General features: G+C 70.3%; 16 protein-coding genes. 8 read left to right on the top strand and 8 right to left on the bottom strand.

The genetic code is table 11. The features are described 5' to 3' along the window. The first annotated feature begins 128 nt into the window (after positions 1–128). Together QE392_RS06320 and QE392_RS06315 are read left to right on the top strand one after the other, a co-directional pair. On the top strand, positions 129–2,051 hold the full coding sequence (locus QE392_RS06320) for a DUF4012 domain-containing protein (RefSeq protein ID WP_307449591.1): 1,923 nt from the start codon (positions 129–131) through the stop codon (positions 2,049–2,051). Between the two features lie 90 nt (positions 2,052–2,141). Then, positions 2,142–3,392, top strand: coding sequence for a DUF2254 domain-containing protein (locus QE392_RS06315; RefSeq protein WP_307449588.1), 1,251 nt, complete (start codon positions 2,142–2,144; stop codon positions 3,390–3,392). A 271-nt stretch (positions 3,393–3,663) separates the two neighbouring features. Here QE392_RS06315 and QE392_RS06310 read toward each other — a convergent pair whose 3' ends face one another. Together QE392_RS06310 and serS are read right to left on the bottom strand one after the other, a co-directional pair. After that, a complete protein-coding gene (locus tag QE392_RS06310; protein WP_307449585.1) occupies positions 3,664–4,563 on the bottom strand; it encodes an HAD family hydrolase in 900 nt (299 codons plus the stop codon). Continuing rightward, a complete protein-coding gene (gene serS / locus QE392_RS06305; protein ID WP_307449582.1) occupies positions 4,560–5,828 on the bottom strand; it encodes a serine--tRNA ligase in 1,269 nt (422 codons plus the stop codon). The genes QE392_RS06310 and serS overlap by 4 nt, the downstream gene beginning before the upstream one ends. A 167-nt stretch (positions 5,829–5,995) precedes the next feature. On the opposite strand from serS, the gene QE392_RS06300 reads away from it, so the two are divergent. The 3 genes from QE392_RS06300 to QE392_RS06290 all read left to right on the top strand — a co-directional run bounded on the left by QE392_RS06300 (position 5,996) and on the right by QE392_RS06290 (position 9,733). Beyond that, positions 5,996–7,285: a diacylglycerol kinase family protein gene (locus QE392_RS06300; RefSeq protein ID WP_307449579.1), complete on the top strand. Its 1,290-nt coding sequence runs from the start codon at positions 5,996–5,998 to the stop codon at positions 7,283–7,285. Positions 7,286–7,528: 243 nt separating this feature from the next. Beyond that, positions 7,529–8,899 carry a cryptochrome/photolyase family protein gene (locus QE392_RS06295; RefSeq protein ID WP_307449576.1) on the top strand — a complete coding sequence of 457 codons (1,371 nt, stop codon included), beginning with the start codon at positions 7,529–7,531 and terminating at the stop codon, positions 8,897–8,899. Between the two features lie 42 nt (positions 8,900–8,941). Continuing rightward, positions 8,942–9,733: a nucleotidyltransferase domain-containing protein gene (locus QE392_RS06290; RefSeq protein ID WP_307449572.1), complete on the top strand. Its 792-nt coding sequence runs from the start codon at positions 8,942–8,944 to the stop codon at positions 9,731–9,733. A 58-nt stretch (positions 9,734–9,791) separates the two neighbouring features. Here QE392_RS06290 and QE392_RS06285 read toward each other — a convergent pair whose 3' ends face one another. After that, complete coding sequence (locus QE392_RS06285; protein ID WP_307449567.1) at positions 9,792–10,217, bottom strand: Asp23/Gls24 family envelope stress response protein; 426 nt, start codon at positions 10,215–10,217, stop codon at positions 9,792–9,794. Between the two features lie 121 nt (positions 10,218–10,338). Then, entirely contained in the window at positions 10,339–10,617 is a 279-nt protein-coding gene (locus QE392_RS06280; protein ID WP_307449563.1) for a hypothetical protein, read from the bottom strand. A gap of 96 nt (positions 10,618–10,713) precedes the next feature. Between QE392_RS06280 and QE392_RS06275 the strand changes: the two genes are divergently transcribed. Next, complete coding sequence (locus QE392_RS06275) at positions 10,714–11,763, top strand: LLM class flavin-dependent oxidoreductase (protein ID WP_307449558.1); 1,050 nt, start codon at positions 10,714–10,716, stop codon at positions 11,761–11,763. Positions 11,764–11,802: 39 nt separating this feature from the next. Here the strand turns inward: QE392_RS06275 and pheA are convergent, their stop codons facing one another. Together pheA and QE392_RS06265 are read right to left on the bottom strand one after the other, a co-directional pair. Then, a complete protein-coding gene (pheA, locus tag QE392_RS06270) occupies positions 11,803–12,765 on the bottom strand; it encodes a prephenate dehydratase (protein ID WP_307449554.1) in 963 nt (320 codons plus the stop codon). A gap of 186 nt (positions 12,766–12,951) precedes the next feature. Then, on the bottom strand, positions 12,952–13,866 hold the full coding sequence (locus QE392_RS06265) for an EamA family transporter (RefSeq protein ID WP_307449550.1): 915 nt from the start codon (positions 13,864–13,866) through the stop codon (positions 12,952–12,954). 72 nt (positions 13,867–13,938) lie between these two features. Here QE392_RS06265 and QE392_RS06260 point away from each other — a divergent pair, with 72 nt between their 5' ends. Then, positions 13,939–14,856: a LysR family transcriptional regulator gene (locus tag QE392_RS06260; RefSeq protein WP_307449547.1), complete on the top strand. Its 918-nt coding sequence runs from the start codon at positions 13,939–13,941 to the stop codon at positions 14,854–14,856. A 76-nt stretch (positions 14,857–14,932) separates the two neighbouring features. After that, entirely contained in the window at positions 14,933–16,579 is a 1,647-nt protein-coding gene (gene pgm, locus QE392_RS06255; protein WP_307449543.1) for a phosphoglucomutase (alpha-D-glucose-1,6-bisphosphate-dependent), read from the top strand. A gap of 1,014 nt (positions 16,580–17,593) precedes the next feature. Here pgm and QE392_RS06250 read toward each other — a convergent pair. Next, a complete protein-coding gene (locus QE392_RS06250; RefSeq protein WP_307449539.1) occupies positions 17,594–18,640 on the bottom strand; it encodes an NAD(P)-dependent alcohol dehydrogenase in 1,047 nt (348 codons plus the stop codon). Between the two features lie 122 nt (positions 18,641–18,762). Then, a complete protein-coding gene (locus QE392_RS06245) occupies positions 18,763–21,945 on the bottom strand; it encodes a glycoside hydrolase (RefSeq protein WP_307449537.1) in 3,183 nt (1,060 codons plus the stop codon). Positions 21,946–22,018: the final 73 nt, after the last annotated feature.

Raw genomic sequence — 22,018 nt, 5'->3', positions numbered from 1 at the left:
CAGATTACGATCACGGGGTGACGAGGGAGATGACGCGGGGCACGCGCACCGACGGACGGTCGAACAGGCACCAGGCGGCGCCTCGAGGCGCGCGAGCCGGCCGACGGGAGAGCAGCCGCGCGTCGGCGATGATCGAGGCCGTCGGCTTGACGACCGCCGGGCCTCTGGCGCGCCACGCCGCCCCGGAATCCGCGGCACAGACGTGGCGCCGGAACGCCGCCCTCGTGGCGGCGCTGGCCGGAGGCCCGCTGCTGGTCACCGTGTTGGTGGCTCTCCTGGCGGCGGGCGCCTTCGCCTGGCAGGTGAATCAGGTGCGCGACGACCTCCAGGGCGCGATGGATGAGGCGAAGCTGATGGTCCGTGCCGCCGCCCGCGGCGATATCGGGGCTGTCGAGCAATCCGGCACCGACATCGTCGCGCGCGCGCAACGCGCCCGCGACACCACCCGGGGACCGTTGTGGGACCTCGCCGCGGAGGTTCCGGCGGCCCGGAACAACGTGCTCGCCGTTCGCGCCGTCACCGACATCGCCCACACGCTGACGTCGCAGACGCTGCCGCCGGTCCTCACCATGATGTCGGCAGCGGACGACGGGACCGACGCGCAGACGATCAACCTCAAGCCGTTCCTCAACGCCGGAAGCGTCATCCCGACGGTCCTCACCTCGTTCGACGACGCAACGGCCATCGCCGCGGCGATGGACCGCACCGACGTGCTGCCGCAGATCTCCGCCCCCGTCGACGAACTCGTCAGCCTCCTGGCACAGGCCACCCCCATTCTGCAGACCGTCGAGGAGCACCTCCCCGCCCTGCTCCGCGCCGCCGGCGCCGAGCGCCCGATGCTGTACCAGCTCATGATCCAGACGCCCGCGGAGATCCGGGCGACGGGGGGCGGGGTCGCGCAATGGCTGGTGCTGCAGGTGGACGGCGGGAAGGTCGACCTGTTGAGCCAGGACACCGGCACCGCCCTGATGTACGAGGACCTGCCCGCCCGAGGATTCGACACCGAGAACGGCTCTCTCCTCGACCTCCCCTATGAGACGAGCACCCTCTATCCGCGGGAGTTCACCAACTGGTCCTCGAACTTCACCATGAGCCCGGACTTCCCGACGTCGGTCGAACTCTTCCAGGCCACGCGCGAATGGACGGACAAGCCGACCTTCGACGGCGCCTTCTCCATCGACCCCATCGTCCTGGCGCACCTCCTCGAAGCGACCGGGCCCCTCACGCTGAGCTCGGGTGAGGTCGTCGACGCCGGCAACGCGGCATCCGTGCTGATGAGCGAACCCTACGAACGCTTCGGCATGGACAACGGCGCCATGGACGCCTACTTCAATGAGGTCAGCTCCGGCATGTTCGCCAAACTCACGAGCAGCCAGTGGGACATCGCCGCGATGTGGGATCAGATCGTGCGGAGTGCGCAGGAGGGACGCATCTACGCGTGGTTCGACGATGCGGCGCTTCAAAGCCTCTCGCACCAGTACGGCCTCGACGGCGCTCTGCGGAAGGACAACACCGAGGCGACGCAGCTGGGCATCTACTTCAACGACTACTCGATCGGGAAACTGGAGTACCACCTCTCGTATTCGCAGCGCGCATCGTGCAACGCGGAGAACCGCACGATGACCGTGACGATGGACCTGCACAACGGGATCACCGACGCCATCAAGAGCGGCTACACCCTGGGACTGCGAAACCTCGAACGCGGGATCGACCCCCGCACGATGATGCTCGATGTGCTCTTCTTCGCCCCGCCCGGCGGCGAGATCCTGTCGACCACACCCGACGAGGGCGAGTGGTGGGATCCGCGCTTCCGGGACCGTTCCGGCTCCGATCACGACAACCCCGCGGAGAGCAGGACGGTGCTGCTGGCCGAGGGAGAGACGCGCACCGTCTCGTACACGGTGCAGCTGCCCGACGGAGACCTGGGTCCCTTGCAGCTGCGCCACACCCCGGGCGCACACGACACGGCCGTCACGATCGACGCGAACTGCGCACCCCTGTTCCGCAGCCCCGAGGGTTCGGACAACATCATGCTGTCCGCGATCGGCTGAGTGCCTCTGCCCTCCTGACGGCGCGGGGCGCCGGACGACCCGACGTCCAGCCCCCGCCCGCAGGCACCGCGCAGCGATAGCGTCGACGGAATGGCCACGACGACGCGCAGCTCCCTGGCATCCTTCTTCCTCCGGCTCGGGCGCCAGGTCTGGGTGCGGGCCGCTGTCTTCACGCTCATCGCGGTGATCGTGGCGCTGGCGGCGGGGTTCCTCGGGCCGTTGCTCCCCTTCGAGCTCGGCATCGAGCTGGGCCAGAACGCCGTCGGCTCGCTGCTGCAGATCATCGCGACGGCGATGCTCACCGTCAGCACCTTCTCGGTGACCGCGATGGTCACGGCGTTCTCCTCGGCGACGACCACGGCGACCCCGCGCTCGACGCCCCTGCTGATCGCCGATCCCACCTCGCAGAACGCCGTGTCGACCTTCGTCGGCGCTTTCACCTTCTCGCTGGTCGGCATCGTGGCCCTGTCCACCGGGTATTACACCCCGCAGGGGCGCATCATCCTGTTCGTCAGCACGCTCGTGATCATCGGCATCGTGGTGTTCACGCTGCTGCGCTGGATTTCGCATCTCTCGACGTTCGGACGCATGGCCGACGTGATCGACCGGGTCGAGAAGGCGGCGACCACCTCTTTCGAGGTGCACGCGGCCGCACCGACACTCGGTGCGCGGCCCTCCGCGGGCCGGGTTCCGGATGCCACGGCGGTGCACGCGGAGCAGGTCGGCTACGTGACGCACATCGGCGTCGCGGCGCTCGATCGACTCGCTCACGATCGGGGGATCGAGGTCCACGTCGAAGCGACGCCCGGCCGGATCGCCGACGCACGCGTACCGCTCGTGCGCATCGTGGGCGACGTCGACGACGACGTGCGGCAGGCGGTGCGCCGGGCCTTTCGCATCGAGCACCACCGGACATACGAGCAGGACCCCCGGTTCGGCGTCATCGCACTCACCGAGATCGGCACGCGCGCCCTGTCTGCGGCCACCAACGACCCCGGCACCGCGATCGAGGTCATCGCCGCGCTCCAGCGCGTGTTCGCCCGGGGCCTCGCCGTCGAGCCCCGCCCCGATGTGGACTACGAACGCGTCCGGGTCGTCGCTCCGCGGCTGCAGGACCTCGTCGATGACGCGTTCCGCCCCCTCGCACGCGACGGCGCTGCCGACGTCGAGGTGCAGGTGCGGCTGCAGAAGTGCCTCGCATCGTTGGCGGCCTCCGCACCCGCCCACGCGGCGGTGTTCCGGGATGCCGCCCGCGCGGCGTACGAGCGCAGCCGCCGCGCGCTGGACCGGGCGGATGGGCGTGTGCTCCGAGCCGCCGTCCGCGAGGCGTGGGGGCTCTGAGCACAGCCCCTTGTCGACGAGGCCCCGCGCCCCGGAACACGGCGCAGGAGAACCGACCACGGACGCCGCGACCGACCCCGGCCCGTCTGGACCAGCGGGCGAAGCCCCGGCGTCATGTCACGCGACGCGATCACACGGGTCCCGGGTCATTTCCCGGGCGCAGGCACGCCGACGCATCCCCGCGGCGCCTAGGGGCGACGCACCACGCCGACACCCCACAGCGGCGCCCGGGGGCCGCGCACCACGCAGCAGGAGCGTCAGGCCGCCGCGATCACAGCGCGCGCAGCACCGCCGCGACGCCCCCCTCGGTCACCGACAGGCCCACCTCGCCCGCGGCGGCGTGCACCTCGGGCGGGCCCTGGTGCATCGCGATCGCGCGTCCGCCGTTGCGGACCGCCCACTGCATCATCTCGATGTCGTTGCGCCCGTCGCCCATGACCAGCACGCGCTCGGGCGCGATGCCGAGCCAGGCGCGCACGCGCTCCAGCGCAGTGGACTTGTCGACCCCCTGCGGCGCGATGTCGAGCCACGCCGTCCAGCCGATGGCGTACGACACCTGGCTGAGGCCGATGCGCTCGACGAGCTCGAGGAAGTCCTTGTCGGTCTGCTCGGGGGCGACGACGACGACACGGCACACCGGCTGGTCGGACAGCCGCTCGAAGGGCACCTTGTTGGCGCCGACGAGGTTCCAGTCGTCGAGGTAGTCCGTGAACAGGCGCGTGCCGTCGGGGAGCTCGACCAGGAAGTGCGCCCCGCCCAGGTGCTCGCCGAGCAACGTCAGCACCTCGGTGGGATCGAACGTCTCGACGTGCGCGCGCTCGTAGGTCGCGGCATCCTCGTCGCCCACCCGCCGCATCACGACGGCGCCGTTGGAGCAGACCGCGTACTCGGGACGGATGCCGAGACGGTCCATGATCGTGTGCGTGCTGTCCCAGCTGCGGCCGGTCGCGAGCATGATCTCGTGCCCTACCTCCGCGGCGTGCGCGACAGCCTCGACGATGCCGGGGCTGAGGGTGTCGTCTTCGAGCAGGACGGTGCCGTCGATGTCGAGTGCGATCAGCATCCGCCCGACGGGGGCATCGTCGGCCAGCGCGGCGACGACATCGGCCGCCTCTTGCTTCGGTGCGTTCTCGACGACACCGGTATCGGGCAGGGCGGCCTCGTCGGTCATGCGATCGGCTCCATGACCTCGAGTCCGCCCAGGTACGGGCGCAGCACCTCGGGCACCGTGACCGATCCGTCGGCCCGCTGATGCGTCTCGAGCAGCGCCACGATCCAGCGGGTGGTCGCGAGCGTGCCGTTGAGGGTCGCGACCGGCTGCGTCTTGCCACCGTCCGCGGGGCGGAAGCGGGTGTCGAGGCGCCGAGCCTGGTACGTGGTGCAGTTCGAGGTGCTCGTCAGCTCGCGGTAGGCGTTCTGCGTGGGGACCCACGCCTCGATGTCGAACTTGCGGGCGGCGCTGGACCCCAGGTCTCCGGCCGCGACGTCGATCACGCGGTACGAGAGGCCGAGGTCCTGCAGCATGCGCTCCTGCATCTGCACCAGTCGGTCGTGCTCGGCCTCGGCATCGGCCGGGTCGGTGTAGACGAACATCTCGAGCTTGTTGAACTGGTGCACGCGGATGATGCCGCGGGTGTCTTTGCCGTACGAGCCGGCCTCGCTGCGGTAACAGGTCGACCATCCGGCGTACCGCTTGGCACCGCGCGCGAGGTCGAGGATCTCGTCCATGTGGTACCCGGCGAGGGGCACCTCGCTCGTGCCCACGAGGTAGAGGTCTTCCTTCGGCAGGTGGTACACCTCGTCGGCGTGCTGACCGAGGAAGCCGGTGCCGCGCATGACCTCGGGACGCACGAGCGTCGGCGGGATCATCGGCGTGAAGCCGGCCTGCAGGGCCCGGTCGAGTGCGAGGGTCATCAGGGCCAGCTCGAGGCGGGCGCCGATACCGGTGAGGAAGTAGAAGCGGCTGCCCGACACCTTGGTGCCGCGCTCCATGTCGATCGCACCGAGCTTCTCGCCCAGGGCGAGGTGGTCGAGCGGCTCGAAGTCGTAGGTGGGGATCTCGCCGTGCGTGCGGAGCGTGACGAAGTCGGCCTCGCCACCGGCCGGCACACCGTCGAGCACGATGTTCTCGATCTTCGACAGGGCGGCGTCGGCGGCTTCTTCGGCCTCGGTCACCGCGTGCTGCGCGGACTTCACGCGCTCGCTGAGTTGCTTCGCCTCGGCTACGAGCGCGGCCTTCTCGTCTTTCGGCGCCTGCGCGACGCGCTTGCCGTGCGCGTTCTGGGCCGCGCGCAGCTCTTCGAAGTCGGTGATGGCGCTGCGTCGGCGACGATCGGCCTCCAGCGCCTCGTCGACCGACGCGGGCGACTCCCCGCGGGCGATCTGGGAGCGCTTGACGAGCTCGGGATCTTCACGCAGCAGGGTCAGGTCGATCACGCGTCCATCCTACGGTCGGCATCCGACATGGTCCTGCGCCGCACGGCGCTCGCGGTCCACATACGACAGGACCACCCCGTTCGCGTGCAGGGGTGCTTCCGATGTGCTGCCGTCAACCCCGGTCCCCCGCACGGTTCTGCGCGAAACCCGGTCCTATGGTGGATGCCATGGCCGCCCCTGACGAGCCGCGTGACGACGCGGAGTCCCCCGACAACCTGCCCGCCGACGCCCCCACCGAGGTGAAGGCGGATGCCGCAGCGGCCGAAGGGTCGAGCGACGACTTCCATGCCGCGCGCCTCGGCGACGACGTCGACGACCACCCGCGCACGGACGCCCCCGACCCCAAGGAGGCGGCCAGGCCCGACGACGTGATCCACCAGCCCGAGGACGTCTCCCCCGATTCGTCGCAGGAGCTCTCCGGCAAGACGCAGCGCGTCGACGTCGAGGGCGACGAGGCGCCGATCGATGCGGAGGACACGCAGAAGAAGCGGGCCGCTCTCGTCTACAACCCGACGAAGGTCGAGCCCGAGACGCTGCGCGCGCGCGTGGCCGAACTCGCCGCCGAGGCCGGGTGGGCCGAGCCTCTCTTCTACGAGACGACGGTCGACGACCTGGGCGACGACGCCACGCGTGCCGCCCTGGACGAGAAGGTGGATGCCGTCCTCGCGGCCGGCGGCGACGGGACGGTGCGGGCGGTGGCCGAGGCGCTCACCTCCTCGGGCGTCCCGCTGACCATCGTGCCGAGCGGCACGGGCAACCTGCTCGCCCGCAACCTCAACCTGCCGCTGACAGACACCGACGCGATGATCCGCGCGACCTTCGAGGGCGACATCCACCCCATCGACACCGGAGTGGCCCGCATCCGCCGCGCCGACGGCGAGGTGGAGGAGCACGGCTTCTCGGTCATGGCCGGCATCGGCCTGGATGCCGCGATGATCCAGAACACGCGCTCCGACCTGAAGAAGCAAGTCGGTTGGGTCGCCTACGTGGACGGAGCGGCGCGCTCCATCGTCTCGGCCAAGCCCTTCCGGGTCATGTACCAGCTCAACGGGCACCGCTTGCATTCGGCGAAGGTGCACAGTGTGCTCTTCGCGAATTGCGGTGCCCTGCAGGGCGGGGTGGCGCTGATTCCCGACGCCTCCATCGCCGACGGCCGCCTCGATGTGGCCGTGCTCCAGCCGAGCGGTGTGCTGGGTTGGTTGGGCGTGTGGCGGAGCATCGTGTGGGACAACTCCGTGCTGCGCCGCTTCCGCGCCGGTCGCCGCGTGCTCGAGCGTCGCAAGGACACGTCGGTGCGCTACCTCCGGGGCTCGGGCATCGAGCTCGCCACGGCTCCCGCACAGCCGATCGAGCTGGACGGCGATGAGTTCGGCGAGGCGACGCGTATCTACACCCGCATCATCCCGGGTGGTCTCTCGGTCGCTCTGCCCAAGGGCCACGACGTCTCGACGCTCTGACGCCCGCGCGCGCCGCCGCCCACGCCCGGGGCGCCCGGCACCCGGCACCCGGCACCCGGCACCCGGCACCCGGCATCCGGCATCCGGCATCCGACGAAGTGACCCGATTTGCGCGAGACGACCCGCGATTCGGCGCAAACGCGAGTCATCTCGGGCAACGCGGGTCGTCTCGGCGAGCGCGCGGGCCGCGCGAGCGGGTGTCAAGCCCGGAGCCGGGGATGCCGCGGTGGATAACGTCGGGGGATGCCATCACCCTCGATCGTGTGGTTCCGCGACGACCTCCGGCTCACCGACAACCCGGCGCTGCGCGCGGCGCTCGACCGTGACGAGCCGATCGTCGGCCTGTATGTGCTCGATGAGGAGTCCGACGGCGTGCGCGCAATCGGCGGCGCGGCGCGCTGGTGGCTGCACGGGTCGCTGGCATCCCTCGGCGAACGACTGAGCGAACGCGGATCGACGTTGATCCTGCGGCGTGGGGCGGCCTCGAAGGTGCTGCCCGCCGTGGTCGACGAGCTGGGCGCGGGGGCCGTCTTCTGGAACCGCCGCTACGGCGGTGTGGAGCGCGAGATCGACGCGGGCATCAAGGAGAAGCTGCGGGATGACGGCGTGACCGTCGCTTCGTTCGCGGCGAACCTCCTCTACGAACCGTGGACGGTGCGTACCGGGGCTGGCAAACCCTACGGCGTCTACAGCCCCTTCGCCCGCGCCGTGCAGAAGATGCCCGCCCCGCGGCCGCCGATGCCCGAGGCGCGCAAAATCCCGGGTGTCGACGGGAGCGTCGACGGCGATGACCTGGCGTCGTGGAACCTGCTCCCGACGAAGCCCGACTGGGCCGGGGGCCTACGCGATACGTGGGAGCCGGGCGAGCCCGCGGCGAAGGCGCGGCTGAAGGAGTTCCTCGACGACGACCTGGGCGACTACTCGAAATACCGCGACGAGTTCGCCGGGGGCGCCACCTCGAACCTCTCCCCGCGCCTGCGGTGGGGCGAGCTCAGCCCGTACCAGGTGTGGCACGACACCCTGGAGCACAAGGGATCGGGCGAGCACGCGAAGAGCGCGAGCGGCTTCCTGTCGGAGATCGTGTGGCGCGAGTTCGCCTGGCACGTGACCTACCACTCCCCCGACATCGCCACGGCGAACTGGCGCCGCAACTTCGACGACTTCCCCTGGCCGAAGCTCAACCGGGACCACCTCGAGACCTGGCAGCGGGGGAAGACCGGTGTCGCCGTCGTCGACGCCGGAATGCGGCAGCTCTGGCATACCGGCGTCATGCACAACCGCGTGCGGATGGTCACGGCATCCTTCCTCATCAAGAACCTGCTGATCGATTGGCGCCACGGCGAGCAGTGGTTCTGGGACTGCCTCGTCGACGCGGATGCCGCGAGCAATCCGTTCAACTGGCAGTGGGTCGCAGGGTCGGGGGCGGATGCCGCTCCGTACTTCCGCGTGTTCAACCCGGAGACGCAGCGCAAGAAGTTCGACGCGCACGACGAGTACGTGCGCGAGTGGGCTCCGGAATTCCTCGGCGACGACCCGCCCGAGCCCATGGTCGACCTGGGCGAGACGCGCAAGCGCGCGCTCGACGCGTACGCGCACGTGCGTCACGGCGGCTGACGATTCTCGTGAGCGCCGGGGTCCGGGCGGTATCGTCGAGCGATGCGCGCCGTCCCCTCATCGCTGGATCCGGCCGTCGTCGCAGAGATCGATCGCCGGCTGGTATCGATCGAAGCCGAGCACCGGGTGCGCGTCCCCTGGGCGATCGAGAGCGGGAGCAGAGCGTGGGGCTTCCCCTCGCCCGACAGCGACTACGACTGCCGTTTCCTATTCGTGCGACGGGCCGAGAGCTACCTGTCGCTTTGGCCGGAGCGTGATGTCATCGAGACGCCGCTGGACAAGACCTTCGACGTCAACGGGTGGGATCTTGCCAAGACCGTCAGACTGATCGTCAAGGGAAACGCGACGGCCATCGAATGGCTCAACTCACCGATCGTTTATACCGGTGACGGCGGCTTCCGGGACCGCCTGCTGGCTCTGGCGGAGTGCGTCGTCGAGCGAGGGGCGATCGGACGCCATTACCTGCACGTCACCCGTCAGCAGCGAGCGGGAGCCGCGACCTTGAAGCGGTTCTTCTACGCCCTGCGTCCGGCGGCGGCCCTGCGCTGGCTCGAGACGCATCCGGATGCCGTCGTCCCGCCCATGGACCTGCCGCGGCTGCTCGACGAGGGCGATGTCGGCCATGACGTCGCGACCGCGGCGCACGAGCTGATCGCGGTGAAAGCCCGCACGCGGGAACTGGGGGCGGGAGAACCACCGGTCGTGCTCGATCGCTTCGTATCGACGCAACTCGCCGCGGCCGAACACTTCGAGCACATGCCGCACGAGAAGGACGCCGCACGCGTGCGGGACATCGCCGACGACTACTTCCGCCGCGAGGTCGGACACCTCTGACCGGAGTGCACGCGAAAGGGGCGCCACCTCACGGTGGCGCCCCCTCTCACAGCGGGTCTCAGCTGACGCGAGCCTCGTCGGTGTCGTCCTCGTCGGCGTCGTCGCCCGGGATGAACACGTCGACGACGGTGATGTTGATCTCGGCGACCTTCATGCCCACGAGCTCCGTGATGGCCTCGTGCACGGCGGCGCGCACGTTCGACGCCACGCGCTGGATCTGCTCGGGGTAGTCGACCTGGATCGCGATGTCGGCGGCCACCTCGGTCTCGCCGACCTCGACGCTCACTCCCTGGGCGTGGTCCTTCGCGCCGACCGCCTGGCGGATGTTGCCGATCACGCGGGCGGCGCCGCCGCCGAGCGCGTGCACACCGGGAACCTCGGCTGCGGCGATGCCGGCGACCTTGGCCACGACGGCGTCGACGATGACGGTCGAGCCGCCGTCCTTCGTGGCGGGGGTGGTGGCGGTGGTGGTGGTGTCAGCCATTGTGCGCTTCCTTCCGTCGTAACCGGGACCGTGTGTCCCGCGATGTCAGAGAGGAGACGCGCCCACGGGGTCATTCGTCACGTGCTTTTGCTGTGAGAACGCTGAGGGTGGATGCCGTCACTCAGTCGTCGAAGAACCCGCCGAACGGTTCGGCCGCGTCGCCGGTGTCGCGCGGGTCGTACTGCACCGTCTCCACCGAGAAGCACACGCGCGAGGTGGCCGTGAAGAGCACCGACATCTCGCGGTTGCCGACCACGATGAACCGTTCGAAGCGCCCGCCCCCGCGGACGGCATCCTCGATGCGCTTCTCCAGCGCGACGAGGTCCTGCCCCTGCGCAAGGAAGTACCCGTGGTCATCGATGATGATCTGCGTGCGGACCATTGTCTGCGTGTCGCTCATGGCGGCACGCTAAGCACCGCTGAGCGGAGCGGTCGATGGGCTTGCGGGCGCTCCCGACGCGGAATAGATGAGACGCTCCGGACGTTCTTTCCCGACGTGACCCCCTCGCTCTCCGTCCTCGATCTCGTTCCCGTGCGCAGCGGCCAGACCAGCGCTCACGCGGTCGCCTCTTCTCTCGATCTCGTGGAACGCGCCGAGCGCCTCGGCTACCAGCGCTACTGGTTCGCGGAGCACCACAACATGCCGGCTGTCGCCTCGACCGCGCCGCCGGTGCTGATCGCCGCAGCCGCTGCGCGCACGTCTCGCATCCGGGTGGGTTCGGGAGGCGTGATGCTGCCGAACCACTCGCCCCTCATCGTCGCGGAGCAGTTCGCCGCCCTCGAAGCCCTGGCACCGGGCCGCATCGACCTGGGGATCGGCCGCGCCCCCGGCAGCGACCCCGTCATCACGCAGCTCCTCAACCGCTCCGGCACCACGAGCGATGTCTCGCGCTTCCCCGAGCACGTGACCGACATCATGGCCCTGACCTCCCCCGAGGGTGCGACCGTGCGCTTCACCTCGGGCACCGAGTATCAGGTGAGGGCGACCCCCTCGGCATCCGGGATGCCGCAGGTGTGGCTGCTGGGCTCCAGCGATTACTCCGCCCAGCTCGCCGCGAGTTTCGGCCTGCCGTACGTCTTCGCGAACCACTTCGCCGGGGAGGGGCTGGAACACGCCCTCCGCCTCTACCGTGATCAGTTCGTTCCGAACGAGTCGGGAGAGGGGCCCCGCACCTTCGTCACTGCCAATGTCGTCGCCGCCCCGACTGCCGAGGAGGCCGAGGAGCGCGCGCTGCCCCAGCTGCGGATGATGGCGCGACTGCGCACGAACAAGCCGCTGGTTCCTCTCGAGACCGTCGAGCAGGCCCAGGCCGACCCGTTCGATGCCCTGGCCGAATCGATCATGGCGGCGTCGCGCCGGAAGTGGTTCGTCGGCACGGGCGCCGATGTGCAGGGTCAGCTCGCCGCTTTCGCCGCGCAGCACGGCGTCGACGAGATCATGGTCTCGCCCGTCGCGGGTGCCTACGACGGCGAGTCGCTCGACACCGCCGCGGGCCGGGCTCAGACGCTCGAGCTCATCGCGACACCGGCGGCCGTCGCGGCCTGACGGGCGGCGACGTGTCAGCCGCGCACGAATGACCGCGCGTCAGGCCTCGGGCTCGCCGCTGAGCAGACCGCGGAGCCAGTCGCGCGCCTCGACGAAGACGTCGTCGCTGTAACGCTGCGGGTACCGCACGATCGCGCGGTCGGCGCGGGCGTACGAGCCGAGGAAGATCACCTTCGGGCTGAAGCGGCGAAGACCCAGCAGGGCATCGGCCATGCGCTCGTCGAGCACGTGCCCGTCGGCGTCGATCACGAAGCGGTACCGGCCGAGGGCGTCGCCGATGGGGCGGGATGCCAGAAGGCTCAGGTTGATGCCCCGGGTGGCGAACTGCTCGAGCAGTTCGAGCAGCGCACCGGGGTGGTCTTCGGGGAGCTCGACGATGAGCGAGGTCTTGTCGGCCCCGGTCGGCGGCGCCGGAGCGACGGTGCGGCTGACGAGCACGAACCGGGTGACGGCATTGGGATTGTCGCCGATCTTCTCGGCCAGCACCTCCACGTCGTGGTGCGCCACGATGCCGGGCGCCGCGATCGCGGCATCCGCGGCGCTCGTGCCGTCGAGCACGCCGAGGGCGCTCGCCACATTGCTTTCGGCGGGGAGGTGCGCATGGGCGGGCAGGTTCCTGCTGAGCCAGCCGAGGCACTGCCCGTACGCGACGGGGTGCGCGGCGACGAGCGAGACGTCGGCGAGCCGGACCCCCGGCCGTCCGACGAGCACGAAGTTGACCGGCACGAGATACTCGCCGACGATGCGCAGTCCCGGCACGGTGGCCAGGGCGTCCTGCGCGGTGGAGACGCCACCGTCGACCGAGTTCTCGATGGCGATCATCGCGGCATCCGATCGCCCTTCGACGACGTCGGCCAGCGCTTCGCCGACGTTGCGGACGGGACGCCAGATCTGGTCGCGCGCCTCGGGCACCTGCGCGAGGGCCGCCTCGGTGAAGGTGCCGGCGGGACCGAGGTAGCTGTAGGTGCGGCGGGCGGGGGCGAGGTCTGTGTCGGGCAGCACCGGCTCAGCCTAGTCCGCCGCACTCCGATGCCCGACCGACGCGAGTCGGGGCTTCGCGACGCGTGCCCTCCCCGCGTGCGGCGGCGTCGCGGCTTCGCGACCGGTGCTGCCGACACACGCCTTCGCGCCGAGCGCGCCGACGCGCGGCGCCGAACAGATGCCGGCACCCGCGCGGCGACGTCTGCCCTAGCCGACGGGCGGCGCCATGACCGGGACGGGCGCCGACACGCGTACGCGGGGAGCGACGGTGGTGACGAGCACGCCCGCGACCAGCACGAGGCCGCCGACGATCTCGGCCGGCGCCGGGATCTGTCCGAGCAGCACCGCCGCCGCGACCATCGCCACCACCGGCGCCAGAAGGACCCACGGCACCACGGCGGCCGAGCGGTTGCGCGCCAGGAGCCCGTTGAAGACCGCGTAGCCGACGAGGGTGCACAGGCCGGCGGTGTAGAGCGTCGACAGCAGGGCCTCTCCACCGAACGCGCCCAGCCCCGCCGCCACCTGCTCCGGCCCCTCGACGACCAGCGAGAGCACGAGCGCGGGAACCGGCACCACGAGCGCCGACCAGACGGTGAGCGACAGCGCCCCGAGCCTGCCCCGCCCGCCGACCGCACCGGCGCGACGCGAGATGACGTTGCCGATGGCCCACGACAGCGCCGCGGCGAGGGCGAGCAGCACCGCGAGCACGGGAGCATCGCCGCCGCGCCCGACCGCGACGACGGCCAAGCCCACGACACCGAGCCCGACGCCGACCACCTGCGCCCCGGTCGGCCGTTCGCGCAGCACCCCCGCCGCGATCACGATCGTCAGCACCGCCTGCGCCTGAAGGAGCAGCGCCGCGAGGCCCGGCTGCAGGCCCAGCGCGAGGGAGGTGTAGAGCAATCCGAACTGCCCGAGGCTCATGAAGACGCCCACGCCCACGATCGTCCGCCAGGATGCCGTCGGGCGCGGCACGATCACGACGAAGGCCGCCACGATGACGAAGCGGATCGCCACGAAGAGCAGCGGAGGGATGCCGCGCATTCCCCACTCGATCACCACGAAGTTCAGGCCCCACAGCGACGCGACCATCGCGGCCAGCATCATGTCTCGTCGATTCACGCCCTCAGTCGATCAGCGACCGCGATGAAGGACAAGCAATGCTTTCTTCGCCGGAATCGGTAGCATCGCTACATGATCGATCTGGATGCCGTGCAGTCGCTCCGCGCGGTCGCCCGCGAGGGAAGCGTCGCCGCCGCGGCGACGGCTCTGGGCTTCACCCCCTCGGCCGTGTCGCAGCAGATCAAACGCCTCGAGCGCGGCACGGGAGTCACGCTGCTGGAGCGCGTGGGTCGCGGCATCGCGCTCACCGATGCCGGAACGCAGCTGGTGGTCGGGGCCGCCCCGATCCTGGCCGACCTGGAGCGCTTGCGCGCCGACCTCCACACCCCGCCCGTCGACGGCGGATCGGTGACCGGGGAGGTGCGGCTCGCCGCATTCTCGACGGTGGTGCGCGGGCTCCTCGCCCCGCTGCTGGTCGACCTCGCCGAGGCGCACCCGGGTCTTCACCTCGCGCTTCGAGAGAGCGAGCCCTGGGAGACGGTCGCCCTCGTGGCATCCGGCCAGCGCGACCTCGGTGTCGCCCATCAGTGGGGCGGTGTGGCCCTGACGATCCCCGAGAACATCGTCGTGACACCCCTGTTCACCGACGTCGCCGACGTCATCCTCCACCGCGATCACCCGCTCGCGACACGAACCGTGCTGCGGCCCGGCGATCTCGCCGACCAAGCCTGGGTTGCGACGTTCGACACGACGATCTGCCGACAGTGGTTGCGCAGACTCTTCGACGGAGTGCGCAACGCTCCCCGCGTCGTGTACGAGTCGATGGAGTTCGAGAACCACCTGGAACTCGCCCGCACGGGCCAGGTCGTCGCCCTCGTGCCTCGGCTGGGGCGGGGCGCGCTCGGGCCGGATCTGGTGGCGATCCCCACCGTCGACCCTGCCTCCACGCGCGACATCGTGGCCGTGCACCGCCGCACGCAGTCCGACTCCCCCGCGTTGCGCACGGTGCTCGCCGCGCTCACCAGTGCGGGTGCCCGCCTGCCTCACTGACCCCACGGAGAGGCGTATCACCGCCGATCAAGACAAGTCGTGTGCGCATGTCGGGGGGAGCGTGCAGACTGGGCGCATGAGCAGTCGCGCAGGACAGCCCGCAGAGGCATCCGATCTCATCGACATCGACGAACTGATCGCCGCGTATTACGACCGCAAGCCGGATGCCGCGGTGCCCGAGCAGCGCGTCGCCTTCGGCACGAGCGGCCACCGCGGTTCGTCGCTGAGCACCAGCTTCAACGAAGACCACATCCTGGCGACCACGCAGGCGATCGTGGACTACCGCGCTGCCCAGGGCATCACGGGGCCGTTGTTCCTCGGACGCGACACGCACGGTCTGTCGCTGCCCGCCGAGCGCAGCGCCATCGAAGTCCTCGTCGCGAACGGCGTCGACGTGCGGGTCGACGCGCGCGACGCCTGGGTGCCCACCCCGGCACTCAGCCACGCGATCCTCGCGTACAACAAGGGCCGCGCGCTCGACGATCCGGGCCGCGCCGACGGCATCGTCGTCACCCCCTCGCACAACCCGCCCCGCGACGGCGGCTTCAAGTACAACCCGCCCCATGGCGGGCCGGCCGACACCGACGCCACCGGGTGGATCGCCGATCGCGCCAACGAACTCATCACCGCGGGCCTCGAGGGCGTCAAGCGCACGCCGCACGCCGACATCGACCTCGAGAACCTCGGCCAGTACGACTTCCGCGATGCGTACGTGCGCGACCTGGCATCCATCATCGACGTGGATGCCATCAAGAGCGCCGGGGTCCGCATCGGCGCCGACCCGCTGGGCGGGGCATCGGTGGAGTACTGGTCGCTCATCGCCGAGGTGTACGGCCTCGACCTCACCGTGGTGAACCCCGAGATCGACCCCACGTGGAAGTTCATGACGCTCGACTGGGACGAGAAGATCCGCATGGATCCGTCGTCGCCCTCGGCCATGGCCTCGCTGGTCGCCGCCCGCGCCGACTACGACATCCTCACCGGCAACGACGCCGACGCCGACCGCCACGGGATCGTCACGCCCGACGCGGGGCTCATGAACCCCAATCACTACCTCGCCGTCGCGATCGACTACCTGTTCTCGCACCGTCCGAACTGGCCGGCCGATGCCGCCGTGGGCAAGACGCTGGTGTCATCGATGATCATCGACCGCGTCGCCGCCTCGCTCGGTAAGACGCTGCTCGAGGTTCCCGTGGGCTTCAAGTGGTTCGTCCCCGGCCTGCTCGATGGCTCCGTCGCCTTCGGCGGCGAGGAGTCGGCCGGTGCGTCGTTCCTGCGCAAGGACGGCACCGTGTGGACGACTGACAAAGACGGCATCCTGCTCTGCCTGCTCGCCGCCGAGATCCTCGCCGTCACCGGCAAGACGCCGTCGCAGCGCTACGCCGAGCTCGAGGCCGAGTTCGGCGCCTCGGCCTACCAGCGCGTCGACGCTCCCGCGACGCCGGCGCAGAAGTCTGCGCTGTCGAAGCTGTCTCCGGATGCCGTGACCGCCACCGAGCTCGCCGGCGAGACGATCACGGCGAAGCTGTCGCACGCGCCCGGCAACGGTGCGGCGATCGGCGGCCTCAAGGTGCAGACGGAGTCGGCCTGGTTCGCCGCCCGCCCCTCCGGCACCGAAGACGTCTACAAGCTGTACGCCGAGTCGCTCCGCGGCGAGGAGCACCTGCGCGCCGTGCAGGAGGAGGCCCGGGCCGTGGTCTCGGCCGCGCTCGGCCAGGCCTGACGTTCCGCGTCCGCCAGCGGCGTCGTCCTCCGGGGCGGCGCCGCTTTCGCGTGCAGGCCGCGGGGCGGCGCCGCTTTCGCGTATAGGCCGGGGGGGACGGCCGGCCCCGGCGCACCCCGGAACACGCGACCGCGACCGCGACCGCACCCACGCGACCGCGATCACGCATAAACACGGTCCGTGCGCAGAAACACGCCCCGCCCGTGTTTACGCGCACGAACACTGTTTATGCGCGACCCAAAGCGAGCGGCAACCCACCGCGACACCTGCGCCCACCCCGAAACCGGCCCCCGCCCCACGACCCACGGCCGCACCCACGCATAAACACAATCCGTGCGCAGAAACACGCAGCGCCCGTGTTTACGCGCACGAACACTGTTTATGCGCGACCCCGGGGCGGACGCCTCCGCCGAGCGACGGTCCGCGATGAGCCGTTGCGCACAACCACCCCGGGCCAGCCGCAACCCACCGCCCCATCCCGCCCGAGCACCCACCCCCACCCCACGACGCACGACCGCTCCCACGCATAAACACAATCCGTGCGCAGAAACACGCAGCGCCCGTGTTTACGCGCACCAACACGGTTTATGCGTGCCCCACAGCGAGCCACAACCGACCGCCCCCTCACCCGCCGAAACCGGCCCCCACCCCCACCACACACGGCCGCACCCACGCATAAACACGATCCGTGCGCAGAAACACGCAACGCCCGTGTTTATGCGCACCAACACTGTTTATGCGTGCCCCAGAGCGAGCCACAACCGACCGCCCCCCACCCGCCGAAACCGGCCCCCACCCCCACCACACACGGCCGCACCCACGCATAAACACAATCCGTGCGCAGAAACACGCAGCGCCCGTGTTTACGCGCACCAACAGTGTTTATGCGTAGCCCGGAGCGAGCCGCGGCCCACAGCGCGCGCCGCCACCCCGGCGCGAGCGACGTTCATGCGGAGCCGCGGCGCACGACGGCCCCGGCGCTCGCGAGAGCGTCGGGGCCGTGGCATCCGGGGATCAGGCGGGGGCGAACGTCTTCGCGTCGATGACGAAGCGGTAGCGCACGTCGCTGTTCAGCACGCGCTCGTACGCTTCGTTGATCTTGTCGGCCGAGATCAGCTCGGTCTCGGGGGCGATGCCGTGCTCGGCGCAGAAGTCGAGCATCTCCTGGGTCTCCTGGATGCCGCCGATGCCCGAGCCCGCGAACGAGCGGCGGTTCGCGAACAGCGTGAACACCTCGATCGGCAGCGGCTCCGGCGGGGCGCCGACGTTGACCATCGTGCCGTTGCGGGCGAGCAGACCCAGGTACTTCTTGAGCTCGAGCGGGGCGCTGACGGTGTTGACGATGAGGTCGAAGGTGTTCTTCAGCTCCGAGAAGGTCTCTTCGTCCTTCGTGGCGTAGTAGTGGTCGGCGCCCATCTTCAGGCCGTCGTCCTTCTTGCTCAGTGTCTGCGACAGCACGGTGACCTCGGCTCCCATGGCGTGCGCGATCTTGACGGCCATGTGGCCAAGACCGCCGAGACCGACGACCGCGACCTTCTTGCCGGGGCCGGCGTTCCAGTGGTGCAGCGGAGAGTAGGTGGTGATGCCGGCGCACAGCAGGGGTGCGGCCTTGTCGTAGGGGATCGCCTCGGGAACGCGCAGCACGAAGTCCTCGTCGACGACGACCTTCTCGCTGTAGCCGCCCTGCGTGATGGTGCCGTCGACGTCTTTCGCGCCGTAGGTGCCGATGTTGCCCTTCAGGCAGTACTGCTCCTCGCCCGCCTGGCAGTTCTCGCACTCGCGGCACGAGTTGACCATGCATCCGACGCCGACGCGGTCGCCCACCTTGTGCTTCGTCACGTCGGAGCCGACCTCGGCGACGGTGCCGACGATCTCGTGGCCGACGGTCAGGGGGTAGGGCACATCGCCCCACTCGCCGCGGATGGTGTGGATATCGGAGTGGCAGATGCCGGCGTAGGCGATGTCGATGAGGACGTCCTTCGGGCCGACGTCGCGGCGCTCGATGGTCGTGGGCTCGAGGGGGGAGGTCGCGGATGACGCCGCGTAGGCGTTGACGTGCATGGTTCTCCTCGGGAGGGGTCGATGCGGATGCATCCATCTTCCCCCGGGTCGAGAACGCGAAGGCCCCCTTGACGGATGCCGGAGGGGGCGGCGATCCCGTCGCCGCCCCCTCCGTCACCGTTCTACTTGCAGGTCGCCGCCGGGATGGCGACGGAGCTCGTCGTCGCCGCACCGTTCACGGTCGCCGTGACCGTGGCGGTTCCCGCCGGGATGGACGTCTGGCGCGTGGTGAAGGTCGCGGAGGCGCGCTTGCCGGGCTCGACGGCGCCGAGGTTCTTCGCGCCGTACGGGCTGTCGATGCGCACGTCGGCCCGGGTCGGGCCGTCGTTCTGCACCGTCACCGCCAGGACGACCTTGCCCGCGACGCAGCGCGACGAGGCGGTGCCCATCACCTGAGCGGCAGCCGGGACGCGGGTCACGGTCACGGTGTACACGCGCTCCGCACCGTTCGGCGCGGTCACCCGCACGGTTCCGACGCCGCCGGCGTCGGCGGGCTGGGTCACGCGCACGACGGCATCCTGATCCACCGCCTGCGCGTTGACGGTCGGCCACGCGTCGCCGGGGACGCTCACCGCGTACTCGGTCTTCGCGGGGTCGAAGCCGGCGACGGGGTTCGCACCCACGGTCAGCCGCGCCAGGTCGGCGATCCCCGCCGGCGACGGTGCCGCGGCGAAGATCTCCACCTCGGAGACGATCATGTGCGTCTGCGATCGGGCGTTCATCACCACTCGCACCTCGTCGGCGGCGACGCCTCCGAGAGTGACCTCCACCTTCGGGGCGCCGCTCGCCGGCGCCGGGACGCTCTGCAACGCGCCCTGCACCCAGGTGCCACCGGCGATGCGGTAGTCCACCCGGAGGGACTCGGGCCAGCTCAGCGACCCCCCGTCGCGGTAGAACTGCACGGCCACGCGCTGAACCGTCTCGGCGTTCGCGAGAGCGTAGGTCAGCGTGTCCTGCGCATTCTTGGTGTCCGGACGCCAGTTCGACCACCCCTTGTCGGCGTTCTGGCCGTTGATCGTGCGGTCGACCGGATACCCGCTCTCGGTGAAGGTGGCGGACGGACGGCTCTGCGGTGCGACGTTGCGCTCGACGGCATCCGTCACGATCACGGTCAGGCGCGCGGGGAGCTTCTCGCCGCTCGGGCCGGTCGCGGTACCGCTCACGGTCACGGCGCCGGCCGCGGCGAAGGACGCGTCGGTGAGATCGCCCCAGGTCCAGGTGACGGGCGTCCAGAATCCGGAACCGTCGGCGCGCACCTCGGCCAGCACCTCGGCGGGGGCGTTCGCCTTCACGCTCGCCAGGGAGGTGCCGGCGGCCACGGTGACGGACGCTGGTCGCGCCGCCGTGTACGAGCCGACCTCGACGGTCGCGGTCGCCTCGACCGGGGCGCCGAACATGTCGGTTCCGGTGCCGCGGACGGTGACCGTTCCGGCCTTCGACCAGTCCTTGCCGGCGAGATCCCAGGTCACGGGTACGGAACGCAGGGTCTGGGCGGCGTAGCGCACCGCGACGGTGGCGGGGAGGGTCGGCGCCGTTCCCACGGGCGTGCTGACGACGACGGGCTCGACACCGAGCACGGCCGTGCCCGAAAGGCGCCACGACTGGTTGCCGCCGCCGTTCGAGGTCCACAGGCCCACGCGGGCCTCCGGCTGCGAGCTGGCGCCGTTGACGTCGAGCACCCGCTCGCCGGCGACGCTCAGCACCGAGAAGGTCGTTCCGTCGGTGGTGGATGCCATCCACTGGAGGTTGCGGTCGGCGGCGGCCGCAGCCGGGTCGGAATCGACCAGCACGGTGCCTCCGTTCGAGACGCCGAGGTACTGGCCGGCGCCGTTCTCGAGCGTGAAGCGGTGGCGGTTGGTGCCCTGGCCGTCGAGCGAGCGCACGGTCCAGGTCTGCGTCTTGGCCGCCTGGGCGGTGGTCGCCGCCGGGCGGATGGCCAGGGAGGCGCCGCCGTCGAGCATGAGACCGCTCTGCAGCCCCTGCAGCTGCACCGACTGTCCGTCGCGGAAGCTGGCGGCGGAGTCGGCGACCCCGGAGACGCCGTCCATGACGAACGTGGTGACCGAACGCGCCGGGACGGTGAGCGTGGCGGTCTTAGTGGCCGGGTTCACCGCGACGGCGGCGCCCTTCTTCAGCGCATTGACGCTCGGGTTCTCGAGCGTGGACTGCGTGGTCACCACGGGCGTGACGGTGGCTCCCGCCGCGACCGTGCCGAAGGCGCCGAGGTCGATCTCGACCGTGCGGTCGGCGGTCTCGGTGTTCACGTGCACGACCGTCGCACCGTTGCCGTCGGCGTCGATGGCGGCCGTGGACTGCGTGTTCGAGGTGGAGACGAGACGGTCCCCGGGCTTGATGTAGTGCGTGAAGTTGCGGACCGTGTTGAACTTCTCGTTGGTCAGCACCTTGCAGCTGGGGTCGGCGTCGCCGTCTCGCAGGCGGCGCTCGGAGTTGCCGTCGGCGTTGCAGTCGAAGTCGATGAAGACGCTGCCCCAGTTGAGGCGCTCGACCTTCTCCATGTTGTAGAGGTCCTCGACCGGCTGCCAGAACACCCAGGCGTCGGGCTCCAGTTCGCGGAGGTCACCCACGATGTGCTCGGCCATGCCGAGGCCGTTGCCGATGTCGGCGGGGTTGAAGCCCGTGCCCGGTGTCCAGTTGCCCTCGACCTCGCTCATCCACAGCGGCTTGTCGGCCGCCTTGGCGATGTCGCGGACGATCGGGCGCCCCTGGGTGCCGTACGTGTGCACGTTGAGCTGCTCGACCGCGGCCTTGGCGGCCGGCGTCCACGTGTTCCAGTTCGTCGCGAAGATGCTGGGGTTTGTCTCGTCCATCGCCGAGATGACGGCGTCGGTGGTGGTGTCGGGGTCGGCGAGGCGGGCCTGGAGCGCCTTGATCATCTCGTCCTGGCGCTGCGGGCCGATGTGGGCGCCCTCCTGGCGGCTCTCGCTGGTGGGCCAGGTGGAGCCCGCCGGAATGCGGGTCGACCAGTAGTTGGTGTTCGGCTCGTTGAACGGGTCGATCGTGTCGAACCGGATGCCGTGCTCTTTCTCGAGCTCGTCGACGACCGTGGTCAGATACCCGGCGAATTTGTCCATGTCGGCGGTGGCGAGCTGCTCGCTGGTGGCGTTGTTGATGCCGCCCGAGACGAATCCGCTCTGGGTGAGGAAGTAGGGCGGGGAGTTGCTGAAGGCCTCCCAGTGGGTGACCTTGTCTTTCAGGGCGTCGATCCACCAGCGCTGGCCCTCGTCGGCCGAGAAGTCGTAGTGGGTCGGGTCGTCGGGGTTTCCACGCGGCCTTATAGCGCTCACGGTCGGCGTAGGTCGAGGTGATGGCGCCCTGGCCGTCGGTCGCGGGCAGGTCCGGGTTCCAGAATCCGGGCAC

The sequence above is a fragment of the Microbacterium proteolyticum genome (assembly GCF_030818075.1).
GTDB lineage: Bacteria > Actinomycetota > Actinomycetes > Actinomycetales > Microbacteriaceae > Microbacterium > Microbacterium proteolyticum_A.
Note: the sequence above shows the minus strand (reverse complement) of the source record. Positions and strands in the feature narration are given on the sequence as shown.